At 73.0% G+C, this 13065-nt stretch carries 11 protein-coding genes; 5 read left to right on the forward strand and 6 right to left on the reverse strand.

What is annotated here, in order from left to right; all coding sequences use genetic code 11:
• The first annotated feature begins 64 nt into the window (after nucleotides 1-64).
• Nucleotides 65-235: a hypothetical protein gene (locus tag EST54_RS34665; protein WP_167511541.1), complete on the forward strand. Its 171-nt coding sequence runs from the start codon at nucleotides 65-67 to the stop codon at nucleotides 233-235.
• A gap of 108 nt (nucleotides 236-343) precedes the next feature.
• Here the strand turns inward: EST54_RS34665 and EST54_RS14785 are convergent, their stop codons facing one another.
• The 3 genes from EST54_RS14785 to EST54_RS14795 form a co-directional block, all read right to left on the reverse strand.
• Complete coding sequence (locus tag EST54_RS14785; protein WP_129248078.1) at nucleotides 344-1285, reverse strand: 3-oxoacyl-ACP reductase; 942 nt, start codon at nucleotides 1283-1285, stop codon at nucleotides 344-346.
• A gap of 101 nt (nucleotides 1286-1386) precedes the next feature.
• A complete protein-coding gene (locus tag EST54_RS14790; RefSeq protein ID WP_129248079.1) occupies nucleotides 1387-2463 on the reverse strand; it encodes a Zn-dependent alcohol dehydrogenase in 1077 nt (358 codons plus the stop codon).
• Nucleotides 2464-2568: 105 nt separating this feature from the next.
• Nucleotides 2569-3444, reverse strand: a complete 876-nt coding sequence (locus tag EST54_RS14795; RefSeq protein ID WP_129248080.1) for a MaoC/PaaZ C-terminal domain-containing protein — start codon at nucleotides 3442-3444, stop codon at nucleotides 2569-2571.
• 352 nt (nucleotides 3445-3796) lie between these two features.
• Here EST54_RS14795 and EST54_RS14800 point away from each other — a divergent pair, with 352 nt between their 5' ends.
• The 4 genes from EST54_RS14800 (at nucleotide 3797) to EST54_RS14815 (ending at nucleotide 7759) form a co-directional block, all read left to right on the forward strand.
• Nucleotides 3797-4810, forward strand: a complete 1014-nt coding sequence (locus EST54_RS14800; RefSeq protein ID WP_239013774.1) for an ABC transporter ATP-binding protein — start codon at nucleotides 3797-3799, stop codon at nucleotides 4808-4810.
• Nucleotides 4810-5538, forward strand: a complete 729-nt coding sequence (locus EST54_RS14805) for an ABC transporter permease (RefSeq protein WP_129248092.1) — start codon at nucleotides 4810-4812, stop codon at nucleotides 5536-5538. The genes EST54_RS14800 and EST54_RS14805 overlap by 1 nt, the downstream gene beginning before the upstream one ends.
• 6 nt (nucleotides 5539-5544) lie before the next feature.
• Complete coding sequence (locus tag EST54_RS14810) at nucleotides 5545-6954, forward strand: sensor histidine kinase (protein WP_129248081.1); 1410 nt, start codon at nucleotides 5545-5547, stop codon at nucleotides 6952-6954.
• A gap of 148 nt (nucleotides 6955-7102) precedes the next feature.
• Entirely contained in the window at nucleotides 7103-7759 is a 657-nt protein-coding gene (locus EST54_RS14815) for a response regulator transcription factor (protein ID WP_129248082.1), read from the forward strand.
• Between the two features lie 70 nt (nucleotides 7760-7829).
• Here EST54_RS14815 and EST54_RS14820 read toward each other — a convergent pair whose 3' ends face one another.
• The 3 genes from EST54_RS14820 to EST54_RS14830 all read right to left on the reverse strand — a co-directional run bounded on the left by EST54_RS14820 (nucleotide 7830) and on the right by EST54_RS14830 (nucleotide 12792).
• Complete coding sequence (locus tag EST54_RS14820) at nucleotides 7830-9275, reverse strand: MFS transporter (RefSeq protein ID WP_129248083.1); 1446 nt, start codon at nucleotides 9273-9275, stop codon at nucleotides 7830-7832.
• Nucleotides 9276-9384: 109 nt separating this feature from the next.
• On the reverse strand, nucleotides 9385-10578 hold the full coding sequence (locus tag EST54_RS14825) for a lipid-transfer protein (protein ID WP_129248084.1): 1194 nt from the start codon (nucleotides 10576-10578) through the stop codon (nucleotides 9385-9387).
• 30 nt (nucleotides 10579-10608) lie between these two features.
• Entirely contained in the window at nucleotides 10609-12792 is a 2184-nt protein-coding gene (locus EST54_RS14830) for an acyl-CoA dehydrogenase (protein WP_129248085.1), read from the reverse strand.
• Nucleotides 12793-13065 lie beyond the last annotated feature (273 nt).

Below are 13065 nucleotides of genomic sequence, written 5' to 3' on the forward strand. Positions count from 1 at the left end.
TTGGCGGTCGTCGGGCGAGGTCCCGACGCGTACAGCTGTAAGCGATCCGACGGAGACTCTTTTCATGTCCGAAGCCCGAACCGACACGACCCAGGCGCGCCCCCAGGAGGCATCCGCCCAGGCCGCCGAGGCCGCAAGCTCCGGCAGGCACCGTGGCCCGGCCGCCGCCGCGGAGGAGTCCGGCCCCGCCGCCCATGGCCGGCACCGCCGGGACAAGCAGCCGCAGGACGCGTAAGGCCGGTCCGGCGGTCCTGACCGCCGACCGCACACCACAGCCGTGGCCGCCACACCGCATTGCGCGGGTGGCGGCCACGGCTCGTCCGTAGGTGCGGCGCGGCCGGCCTCAGCCGTGTTTGAGGCCCAGCACCTCGGCCGCCGCGAAGGTCTCGTTCGCCGGGCGCTGCGCGTAATACGGCGTCAGCAGCTCATCCAGCTCCGCGTAGCTGAACACCTCCTTCGCGGTGTCGAACTTGGCGGCGATCCGCGGTCGTTCGGCGATCGCGACCATGCCGCCGTGCACGACCAGCAGCTGCCCGTTGACCTGGGCGGCGGCCGGTGCGGCGAGATAGCCGACGAGCGGGGCGACGTGTTCGGGCGCGAGCGGGTCCAGGGCGCCGTCCTCGGGCTCCTGGAAGCCGGCGAAGACGTCCTCGGTCATCCGGGTGCGGGCGCGCGGGCAGATCGCGTTGGCGGTCACGCCGTATTTGCCGAGCGCCAGCGCCGTGGAGGTCGTCAGGCCGACGATGCCGCCCTTGGCCGCCGCGTAGTTGGGCTGGCCCGCCGAGCCCGCGAGGAAGGCCTCGGAGGAGGTGTTGATGATCCGGCCGTGGACCGGGCCGCCGGCCGCCTTGGCGCGCTCGCGCCAGTGGACAGCGGCGAAGTGCGTGGTGTTGAAGTGGCCCTTGAGGTGGACGCGGATGACCGAGTCCCACTCGTCCTCGGTCATCGAGAACACCATCCGGTCGCGGAGAATGCCCGCGTTGTTGACCAGGATGTCGAGCTTTCCGTACGTCTCGACCGCCAGCTGTACCAGGGCGCGGGCCTGTGCGTGGTCGGCGACGTCACCGAGGTGGGCGACCGCCCGGCCGCCCGCCGCACGGATCTCGGCGGCGACGTCCTCGGCGGGCGCGGCGCTGGCCTCGCCGGAACCGTCGCGGCCCGGCTGTCCGTAGTCGTTGACCACGACCTGTGCGCCGAGGCGGGCGAGTTCAAGGGCTTCTGCGCGGCCCAGGCCGCGCCCGGCACCGGTGACGATCGCGGTCAGGCCCTCCAGTGGCTGTGCCATTCCTGTCCTCTCCAGTCCAGTCCTCTTGGAGCGTGGTGCGGGCGATGGTGCGGGGGATGGCGCGGTAGGCGGGGGGTGTCCCCTAAGGGGGCCGGGGGCCGTCAGATCTCGATGCAGGTGCGCAGTGCGGTGCCGGAGCGCATCTGGTCCAGGGCGTCGTTGATCTCGGCCAGTCGGACGCGGTGGGTGATCAGGCCTTCCAGGTCGATCCGGCCGGCCCGCCACAGGGCGATGGCCCGCTCGTAGGAGCGCAGCACATCCGCGCCGCCGTACAGGGACGGCAGGATCCGCTTCTCGTCGAAGAACAGCTCGAACATGTTGACCTGGAAGGTGTCGTCCATGGCGCCCGCGCCGACCACGCACAGCGTGCCGCCGCGCCGGGTCATTTCGTAGGCGGTACGGGCGGTGGCGGACTTGCCGACCACCTCGAAGACGTAGTCGAAGCCCTCCCCCGCGGTGATCCGGGCCTTGGCATCGGCGAACTCCTCGGGGGCGACGGCTTCGGTGGCGCCGAAGCGGAGCGCGGCCTCCCGGCGGGCCGGCACCGGGTCGACGGCGATGATCTCGGCCGCCCCGCAGGCCTTCGCACCCTGGATGACGGATATCCCGACACCGCCGCAGCCGATCACCGCGACCGAGGACGCGGCCGCCACCCGGGCGGTGTTGAGGGCGGCGCCGAGCCCGGTGGTGACACCGCAGCCGATCAGCGCGGCGATCTCGTACGGGACGTCGTCCGGGATCGGGACCGCGCAGTTGGCGGGGACCACGACCTCCTCGGCAAAGGTGCCGGTGCCGGCGAAGCCGAAGACGTCCCCGCCGGGGCGCCGGAAGTTGGGCGTGCCGGCGTTCATGAATCCGGCCAGGCACAGATGGGTCTGGCCGCGCTTGCAGGACGGACAGCTGCCGCACGCGGGCAGCCAGCACATCAGCACGCGGTCGCCCTGGCCGAGCCCGGTGACGCCGTCGCCGACGTCGAGGATCTCCCCCGCGCCCTCGTGCCCCGGGACGAACGGGGCGGGCTGGGGCAGCACCCCGCTCATCGCCGAGAGGTCGGAGTGGCACAGCCCGGTCGCCCGGATCCGGATCCTGACCTTGCCGGGGCCGAAGCCCACCGCCTCGATGTCGTCGAGGACTTCGAGCTTGTCCTGGCCTGTCTCGTGCTGTACGGCTGCGCGCATGTCACGGCTCCTCTCGGTTGTGTGGCTGCCCCGACTGCCCTGGCTCCCCTGGCTCCCCTGACTCCTCTGGCTCCTCTGGCTCTTCTGACCGCCCCGGCCGCTTCCCTAGTGGTGCGCCACCACGGTGTCCGCCAGAACGGGTGCGTCGTCCCGGTCGGCCGCCGTCACCGACACCTGCACACGGCCCGGCTCCCGCCACATACGGAGGCGCAGCGTCTCGCCCGGGAAGACGACGCCGGCGAACCGGGTGGCATACGACGTCACCCGGGAGACCTCGCCCCCGAGCACCGTGTCGACCACGGCCTTGAGGGTCACCCCGTAGGTGCACAGCCCGTGCAGAATCGGCCGGTCGAAGCCGGCGAGCGCGGCGAACTCCGGATCGGCGTGCAACGGGTTCCAGTCGCCGGAGAGGCGGTAGAGCAGCGCCTGGTCCTCGCGGATCCGGCGCTCGGTGTGCAGGTCCGGGGCGCGCTCGGGGAGTTCGAGGCGTGCGGAGGGGCCGCGTTCGCCGCCGAAGCCGCCCTCACCGCGGACGAAGATCTGGGTGTCGCAGGTCCACAACGGGCCGTCCTCGTCGGCGATTTCGGAGCGCAGCACGATGACCGCGGCCTTGCCCTTGTCGTACACGGCGGGGACGGAGGAGGTCTGGGTCGCACGGCCGCGCACGGGGAGGGGGCGGTGCACGGTGACGGTCTGACCGCCGTGCAGGACCGCGGCGAGGTCGACGTCGATACCCGGGGCGGAGAGTCCGCCGGCGAGGGCCATCCCCCCGCCCGCGACGGTCGCGAAGCTGGGCAGGACGTGCAGTGCGCTCTCCAGGGTGTAGCGCAGTTCGTCCGGGTCGGTAGCGGGGTGCGGCTTCTCCGGCGTGGCCGCGCCGGCGCCGATACCGAGGTGGTAGAGCTGGACGTCCTTGTGGTCCCAGGCGAGTTCGGTGATCCGCGGCTCGGCGGAGGTGGCCTTGGCGGCGTCGATGGGCATGGGGCTGATGGCTCCTTCACCACGGCGGGAAGACCCCGGCCCGGCCGTCCGCACCGTCGACCGGACCGGGGTCGCATCTGGTCGGCCACGGCCGCGCTCCGACCGCGCACAGGGCACACTTCTAGAACGCGTTCTAGCCGATGGGTCTCATGTATAGCCGATCCGTCCGGGACCTGGAAGACCCTGACGTGTTGTCAGATTCGGGGCGCGGTCACTGCCCCCGCCCCGCGCCCCCGACGAAAAACGCGCACGCCCATGACATTTGTCAGGGGGCATCGCCCACATTCGCCTCTACCTCCCGACGGCCACTCTCCGTAACGTCGACGTCGGACAGAAGGAAGGCGGGGCGGGCATGGCACGGACGACAGGACCGGGCGGCACGGCGCACACGGCAGAAGGCGTCGCGGCGGTGGAATTCTCCGGGGTGACGCGGAGTTATGGCGCGGTGCGGGCCGTGGACGGCCTGGATCTGACGATCGCGACGGGCGGGACGGTGGCGCTCCTCGGGCGCAACGGTGCGGGGAAATCCACCACCCTCACCATGCTGCTGGGGCTGCTGCCGCCCAGTACGGGCACGGTGCGGCTGTTCGGCGGCACACCGGAGGCAGCGGTGCGGGCCGGCCGGGTGGGCGCGATGCTGCAGGACGGCAAGGCCGTACCGCGGGTCACCGTCCGCGAGCTGATCACCTTTGTCGCCGCCACCTACCCGCACCCCATGGACGTCACCGAGGCCCTGGAGCTGGCCGGCCTCGGCGAGTTCGCCGGGCGGCGGGTGGACCGGCTGTCCGGCGGGCAGGCCCAGCGGGTCCGCTTCGCGGTGGCGCTGGCCGGCAACCCCGCGCTGCTGGTGCTGGACGAGCCGACCGCCGCGCTGGACGTGGAGGCGCGCCGCGCCTTCTGGCGCTCGATGCGGGCCTATGCCCGCCGCGGCCACACCATCGTGTTCTCCACCCACTATCTGGAGGAGGCGGACGAACACGCCGACCGGATCGTGGTGATGGACGGCGGCCGGGTGGTCGCCGACGGCAGCGGCGCGGCGATCAAGCGGCAGGCCGGCGGCACGCTGGTCTCCTTCGACCTCGCGGGCGCGCCGACCGGGCCGCTGCCCGGACTGCCCGGGGTGAGCGCAGTGGAGGTGCGCGGCGACCGGGCGCTGCTGCGGACGACGGACTCCGACGCGACGGTCGTGGCACTGGCCTCGCTCGGACTCGTCCGCGGGCTCCAGGTCGTCCCCGCCAGCCTGGAGGACGCCTTCCTCACGCTCACCTCCGCCGAGACCGCCCCTGCTGCTCCGGTTACCCCGGCTGTCCCTGCTGCCCCGGCGCGGCCCGCCGCCGGTGCCCCGTCCGCGAAGGAGCGCGCATGATGCTCGACTACGTCCGGCTCGAAGTCCGCCGCACCCTGCGGGACAGAGGCTTCGTCGTGTTCGGCATCGGGATGCCGGTGGTGATGTATGTGCTGATGACCAACATCGGCGTGGGGGCCGGCGGCGCCGCCATGGAGTGGAAGATCGCGTCGATGGTCGGGATGGCCGCGTACGGCGCGCTGGGCGCGGCGATCGGCTCGGGCACCGGCGTCGCCGAGGACAAGCAGCTGGGGTGGCTGCGGCAGTTGCGCATCACTCCCCTGAGTCCCGTACGGGTCGTGGTGGGCCGCGGGCTGACCGCCTCGGTGACGGTACTGCCGGCCATCGCCGCCGTACTACTGGTGGGCGCGCTGGTCAACGGCGTACGGATGCCCGCCTGGCAGTGGGCCGCGCTGGCCGGGGTGCTGTGGCTGGGCACCGCCCCCTTCACCCTCCTCGGCCTCGGCAACGGCTACCGTCTCTCCGCGCAGTCCACGGGCGTGGTCAATACGGGCTGCATGGTGCTGCTCTCGATCGTCGGCGGCCTGTGGTTCCCGACCGAGCTGTTCCCCGGGTGGCTGCGCGCACTGTCCTCCTGGACACCGGGCAACCGGTTCGCCGAACTCGGCCGGAGCGTGACGCAGGACGGGGCACCGGGCCCGGGAACAGTGGCGGTACTGGCCTTCTGGCTGGCAGTCTTCGGCGGTTACGCGGTGTACGCGTACCGTCGGGCCGCACGGACGCCGTGACCGACGATGGCGCAGACCTGGGAAGCAAAGACAGTGCAGCACACGAAGCAACAGGACGCCTGCGCCCCGGATCCCGGCGCCGCGCGCGGCACGGATCCCGGCGGCGCGCACGGCTCGGACTCCGGCCCGTGCCGGCCCAGGTGGGCGGAGCGGAAGGCGGACGAGGGGCCGGGGAAGTACGCCTTCCTGCCGTGGCTGCTGATGGGCATGGGCGCCTTCTCCAACGTCCTCCAGGGCAAGACGGGCAACCCCTGGCTGGCCGGGCTCGGGCTGCTCGCCTTCAACTCCGTCTACATCACGGTCGTGTGGACCTCGTTCAACCCCCGGCTGCGCCACTCCCGCCGGCCGCTGTACGCGCTGGGGGTGCTGACCGCCATCACCTTCGCCATCGCCCTCGGGTTCGGCGGCGACTGGTTCCTGTTCTTCCCGCTGCTGTCGCTGGCCTCCGGTACGGTCCGCGCGCTGCGCGGCAAGAAGCTGGCGGCGTGGCTGATCGCGCTCAGCGGCGCGGCCGGGTATCTGACCGGCTGGGACAACGGCGGCCCGGGCGCGTTCGGCGTCGGCTACGGCACCTTCCTCTCCGGCACGGTGACGGCCACGGTCCTGAGCCTCTTCGACACCATCCAGGAGCTCAACACCACCCGCCAGGAACTGGCCCGCAGCGCCGTCGAGAAGGAACGGCTGCGCTTCTCCCGCGATCTGCACGACCTGCTGGGCCACACCCTGTCCGTAGTGGTGGTCAAGGCCGAGGCGGTCCGCCGGCTGGCGCCGCGCAACCTGGACGCCGCGCTCGACCAGGCCGCCGACATCGAGGCCGTCGGCCGGCAGGCGCTGACCGAGATCCGCGAGGCGGTCACCGGCTACCGCGAGGGCAGCCTGAGCACCGAACTCGACCGCGCCCGTTCGGTGCTGGAAGCGGCCGGCATCGAGCCCGTCGTACGCCAGGCCGGGCCGCCGCTGCCCCCGCAGGCCGGCGCGCTGCTGGGCTGGGTGGTCCGCGAGGGCGTCACCAACACCGTCCGGCACAGCGGCGCCACCCACTGCGAGATCTCCGTCCATGCCGACGAGGAGCGGGTACGGCTGACGATCACGGATGACGGGCGCGGTCCCGGGGGTTCCGGTGCCGCCGCGGGGTCCGTCCCGGGCCGGCTGCGCGACCGCGTCCCCGGCCGCGGCCAGGGCGACGCGGGGGCGGACGCCACCCGCCCGGACCCCGCGGACGGCACCGGCGCTCCGCCGCCGCCCGGCCGTACGGGACCGGTGGGCGGCACCGGGCTGAAGGGGCTGACCGAGCGCCTGGCCGCGGCGGGCGGCACCCTGCACAGCGGCCCGGACGGCCGGCGCGGCTTCCGTGTCACGGCCGAACTGCCGGTCGGGACGGGCGATATGGCGGGGGCGGAGGAGATGACCGGGTGATCAAGGTTCTGCCGGCGGAGGAGGAGTGGCCCCTTGACTCGGCGGTGAGGCCATACCACTGGCCCCGTCCGTGCGCTGCCCCGTGGCACATGGGCGGGGCTTTTGCCACCAGAGAGCCAGTCGATCTGTCACGTCCTACGCTGTCAGGGTGAGCGAACAGTCTGAGTCCGGGGCCGGGTCAACCGACGCGTCGGCAAGGTGTACGAGAGTCCTCCTCGCCGAGGACCAGGGCATGATGCGGGGCGCGCTGGCGCTGCTGCTCGACCTGGAAGCGGACATGCAGGTCGTGGCCCAGGTCGCGGCGGGCGATCAGATCGTCGCCTCTGCCCTGGACACCCGCCCCGACATCGCCCTCCTGGACATCGAACTCCCCGGCCGCAGCGGCCTGGACGCCGCGGCCGACCTGCGTGCCCAGCTGCCCTCCTGCAAGGTGCTGATCGTGACGACCTTCGGCCGGCCCGGCTATCTGCGGCGCGCCATGGAGGCCGGGGCGTCCGGATTCCTGGTCAAGGACGGCCCGGTGGAGGACCTGGCGGCGGCGATCCGCCGGGTGCTGGCCGGCGAGCGGGTCATCGACCCCGGCCTCGCCGCGGCGGCCCTGAGCGCCGGGCCCAACCCGCTGACCCAGCGCGAGCGGGACGTCCTCACCGCCGCCGTGGACGGCGCCACGGTCGCCGACATCGCCGGCAAGCTCCACCTCTCACAGGCCACCGTCCGCAACTACCTCTCCGCGGCGATCGGAAAGACCGGCACCCGCAACCGTATGGAGGCGGTCCGGGCGGCGCGGCAGAACGGGTGGCTGTAGTGGAGGGGCGGGGGCCGTTACTTGCCGCGGCGGAAGGACCGGTGCTGGGCACAGAGGGATCGTTGCCGCCTCAGCCGTGCGCGGCGTCAGCCCGTCGTCGCGGCAGCGCCACGATCATCAGCACCAGGCTGACCAGCAGGATCAGCGAGCCGACCTGGAAGGCCAGACCGTAGCCGTCCGCCATGGCCTGCGGGCTGTTGTGCGCCTCGGTACGGGACGCCGCGACGGTGGACAGCACCGACAGGCCCAGCGCACCGCCCATCTGGCGGGAGGTGTTGATCAGGCCGGAGACCAGTCCCTGGTCGGCGGGGTCGGCGCCGGAGGTGGCGATGGAGGCGATCGGGGTCGCGGTCAGGCCCGCCCCCAGCGCCATCAGGATGCCCGGACCGAGGATCGTCCCGAGGTAGCTGCCGTGCACGTCCATCGTGCCCTGCCAGACCATGCCGGCCGCGGAGATCGCCGCACCGGTGATGGCCAGGGTCTTTGCACCCACACGGTTCATCAGCCGCGGCGCGATCTTGGAACCCAGGACGATGGACAGCGAGTGCGGGATGAAGGAGAGCCCGGCCTGCAACGGCCGGTAGCCCAGCACGTTCTGCACGTACAGCGACAGGAAGTACCACATCGAGAACATCGCGGCGCCGGCCAGCACCATCGCGGCGTTCGCCGACGAGACCGAGCGCAGCCGGAAGAGCCCCAGCGGCATCAGCGGGGCCTTCGCCCGCGCCTCGACCGCGAGGAACGCCGCGATCACGACCAGCCCGGCGGCCAGCGGCAGCAGCGCGGACGCCGAGGCCCAGCCGTCCGTCTCGGTCTGCACGATGCCGTACGCCACCAGCGCCAGCCCGCCGGTGACCAGCAGCGCACCGGGTACATCGAGCCGCCGTCCGGTGTCCTGCCGGCTCTCGGTGAGCCACAGCACGGCGCCCGCCAGCACCAGCGCCCCCACCGGCACGTTGATCAGCAACACCCAGCGCCAGGACAGGGATTCGGTGAGCACCCCGCCGACCAGACCGCCCACCGCGCCACCGCCGGCGCCGACCGCCGTCCAGGTGCCGATGGCGCGGGTACGGGCCGGGCCGGCCGGGAACGACGTGGTCAGGATCGTGAGGGTGGCCGGCGAGAGCACGGCGGCGCCGACGCCCTGCACCGTACGCGCCGCGATCAGCTGCCAGGGCTGCTGCGCCAGCCCGCCGCCCAGGCTCGCGACCGTGAACAGCGCCAGCCCCAGGACGAAGATGCGCTTGCGGCCGAACAGATCGGCGGCCCGCCCGCCGAGCAGCATGAAGCCCGCGAAGGTGATGACGTAGGCGTTGACGATCCACTGCAGGCCCAGCTCGCTCAGGCCCAGGCCGGTCCGCATGGCGGGCAGCGCCACATTCACCACGGAGACGTCCAGCACCACCAGGAACTGCCCCGCGCACACCAGCAGCATCACCAGCCAGGCCGGGGCCGTCGTACGGCGCGCGGTATCGGGCAGCGTGGCGGGGGCGGTTATCGGCGGCATGGGCACCATGCTCGCATTCGGCGCTCGAACACCGCATCGGGATTTCGACGCACCTGCCACCTGACCGGAGACGTAGGACGAAGGGCGGAGAAAAGCGGGGGCGGGGATCCCCCCGCCCTCACCGCCGCAGCACCGTGACCACCGCGGCCCCGCCCAGGCCGATGTTGTGTGCCAGGCCCACCCGGGCGCCGGGGACCTGGCGCTCGCCCGCGGTGCCGCGCAGCTGCCAGACCAGCTCGGCGGCCTGCGCCAGCCCCGTCGCCCCCAGCGGGTGGCCCTTGGAGATCAGCCCGCCGGACGGGTTGACCACCCAGCGGCCGCCATAGGTCGTGGCACCGTCGGCGACCAGCTTCCCCGATTCGCCTTCCGCGCACATCCCCAGTGCCTCGTACGTCAGCAGCTCATTGACCGAGAAACAGTCGTGCAGCTCGATCACGTCCACGTCCTCGATGCCGAGACCGCCGGCCGCATACGCCTGCCGGGCCGCGGCCCGGGACATCGGCCGGCCGACGACATCGATGCAGGAGCCCGAGGCGAAGCTGTCCCCGGTGTCCGTCGTCATGGCCTGTGCGGCGATCTCCACCGCCCGGTCGGCCAGCCCGTGTTCCGCGACGAACCGCTCGGAGACGACCACGGCCGCGGCGGCCCCGTCCGAGGTCGGTGAGCACTGGAGCCTGGTCAGCGGCCGGTGGATGGTCTTGGCGGCGAGCACCTCCTCGACCGTGTACGCCTCCTGGAACTGGGCGTACGGGTTGTGGACGGAGTGCCGGTGGTTCTTGGCGCCGACCGCGGCGAGCTGTTCGGCGGTGGTGCCGTGGCGCTCCATGTGCTCGCGGGCCGCATTACCGAAGAGCTGGGCGGTGGGCGGGGTCTGCGCGAAGCCGTGGGCGGCGGCCATCACGCCGTAGTGGCGGGCCACCGGAGACGTCCGGAAATCGCCGCTGTCGGCGCCGCCGCCCAGTGCGCCGCGCTTCATCTTCTCGAAGCCGAGGGCCAGCACACAGTCGTTGAGGCCGCCCTCGACGAACTGGCGGGCCATCATCAGCGCGGTGGCACCGGTCGCGCAGTTGTTGTTGACGTTGTAGACGGGAACGCCGGTCAGGCCCAGTTCGTAGGCGGCGCGCTGGCCGGCCGTCGAGGCCTGGAAGCAGTAGCCGGCCGACACCTGCTCGACGGCCTCGTAACCGATCCCGGCGTCCGCGAGCGCCGCGGTGCCCGCCTCCTTCACCAGGTCCCAGTACTGCCGGTCCTCGGTCTCGGGCTTGACGAACCGGGTCATCCCGACGCCGACGATGTACGCCTTGCCAGTCATGCATGTCCTCCTGGGAGCGGTCGGGCCAGGTCAGATCAGCGGGCGGGGCTCGGGGTCGCGTGGCAGGCCGAGCAGCCGCTCCGCGACGACGTTCAGCTGTACCTGGGTGGTGCCGCCGGCGATGGTCAGACAGCGGGACATCAAGAAGCCGTGCAGCGCCCGCTCGCCGGCGCCTTCGCGCACCGCACCGGCCGGGCCGAGCAGCTCCAGCGCCAGCTCGGCGGTCTTCTGCTGGTGCGGGGTCTGCACCAGCTTGCGGACGCTGGCGCCGGCCCCCGGCTCCAGCCCCGACACCTGCTGGAGCGTGGTGCGCAGCCCGATGCAGCCCAGGGCGTGCGCCTCGGCCGCCAGCGCGCCCAGCCGCACCCGCACCGTCTCATCCAGCTCGCCGGCCCGGGCGAGGAGCTGTTCCAGCCCGGTGTCGAAGGTCAACTGGTCTGCCATGTGGACGCGTTCGTTGTCCAGGGTGGTGCGGGCCACCTTCCAGCCGTCGTCGACCTCGCCGACCACCGCATCGGCCGGCAACAGCACGTCGTCGAAGTAGACCTCGCTGAAGAGGGCGTCGCCGGTGATCTCCTTCAGCGGGCGGACGTCGATCCCGGGCGTCTTCATGTCGACGACGAAGAAGGTCAGCCCCTTGCGCTTGGGGACGTCGGGGTCGGTGCGGGCAAGCAGGATGCCATGGCTCGACCACTGGGCGGCCGAGGTCCACACCTTCTGGCCGTTGATCCGCCAGCCGCCGTCCGCCACCCGCTCGGCGCGGGTCCGCAGGGCGGCCAGGTCCGAGCCGGCCTCGGGCTCGGAGAACAACTGGCACCACCGCAGATCGCCGCGCAGCGTCGGCAGCAGATAGCGCTCCTGCTGCTCCCGGGTGCCGTGGGCGAGCAGCGCGGGGACCACCCAGGTGGCGATGCCCAGATCGCTGATCCTGACCTCGGCTGCCGCCAACTCCTGCTGGATGGCGAGCTGTTGGACGGGCCCCGCGCCCAGCCCGTAGGGAGCGGGCAGATGCGGCGCGGCGTAGCCGGTGGGGGCCAGGGCGCGGCGTACGGCCGCCGGGTCGAGGCCGCGTACGCCATCGATGACCGCACGGGCCCCGGCGCGGTACTCCGCCGCCTCGGCGGGGAGTTCCAGCCGCAGCGCGCGCCGCGCACCGCCGGCGGCGAGGCGGGCGGCGCGCAGCCGGTGGGTGTCGCCGCCGCCGAGCAGCGCGCGGGCCACCAGGGCCCGGCGCAGATGGAGATGGGCGTCGTGTTCCCAGGTGAAGCCGGTGCCGCCGAGGATCTGGATGCAGTCCTTGGCGCAGCCGACGGCGGCGTCCAGGGCGGTCGCGGTGGCCAGCGCCGCGACCAGTGAACGGACCGCAGGTGGCTCGTCCAGGGCCCGGGCCGCGTCCCAGACCAGCGCACGGGCCTGTTCACAGCGGACGAGCATCTCGGCGCAGAGGTGCTTGACCGCCTGGAACTGGCCGATGGGGCGGCCGAACTGCTCGCGTACGGCGGCATGCTGGGTGGCGGTGTGCAGCGCCCAGGCGGCCGTGCCGCAGCTCTCGGCGGCGAACAGCACCCCGGCCAGGTCGCGGACCAGGTCGCCGTCGACCGCCAGCAGCCGGTCGGCCGGCACCACGGCCCCCTCGGCGCGCACCTCGGCGGTCGGCCGGGTCGGGTCGGCGCTCTCCTGCACCCGTACGGTCAGCGCCCCGGCGTCGACGGCGAGCCAGACCGGTCCGGCCGGGGTCCGCGCGGCCAGCACGAGCAGGTCCGCTTCGGCGCCGGCAAGGACCGGGGGCGCGGTGCCGTCCAGGACGTAACCGCCGGCCTCCTCGACGGCGGTGAGCGCCCCCGCGTCGAGTGCGACGGCGCCGACGCGGGCCCCGGTGGCGAGCTCCCGGACGAGGTGCCGGAGGCCGCCGCGGTGCAGCAGCTCGGCCGCCAGGACGGTGGGCAGATACGGGCCGGGGAACGCGGCGCGGCCCAACTCCTCCAGCACCACGGCCAGGTCGAGGAGGTCACCGCCACCGCCGCCGTCGGCCTCGGGGAGGTGCAGCCCGAGCAGCCCCTGCGCGGCCAGCCCGTCCCAGCAGGCGAGCCGTCCCTGCTGTCCCGGGGCGGCGTCGAGCAGCTTGTGCACTTCTTCGGGCGGCATGGCCCGCGCGGCCCAGCCCGCCACCGCCTCGGCCAGGTCACGTTGCTCTTGCGTGATTCCGATGCCCATGCGGGGCAGACTAGAACACGTTTCATTCTGACGGAAGGTCAGTTGCGGCGGTACGGCGGGAAGCGCCGCTCCCGGGAGACCCGGAGGACACCCGGCCCTCGCCCCCTCACCCCTGGGCCCGTCAGCTGCCCCGCAAGCGCTGCCGGGCGGCCGTCAGTCCCCCCGGGAGAACCCCACGAATTCACCGGGGAACGCTCCGGACGCACTCAGGAAACGGTCCGGTGAATTCCGTCCGTGTCACCATTCCCTCTCGCTCTCCCCCTACCCCCGGCC

This window comes from Streptomyces sioyaensis (assembly GCF_004122735.1).
Lineage (GTDB): Bacteria > Actinomycetota > Actinomycetes > Streptomycetales > Streptomycetaceae > Streptomyces > Streptomyces sioyaensis.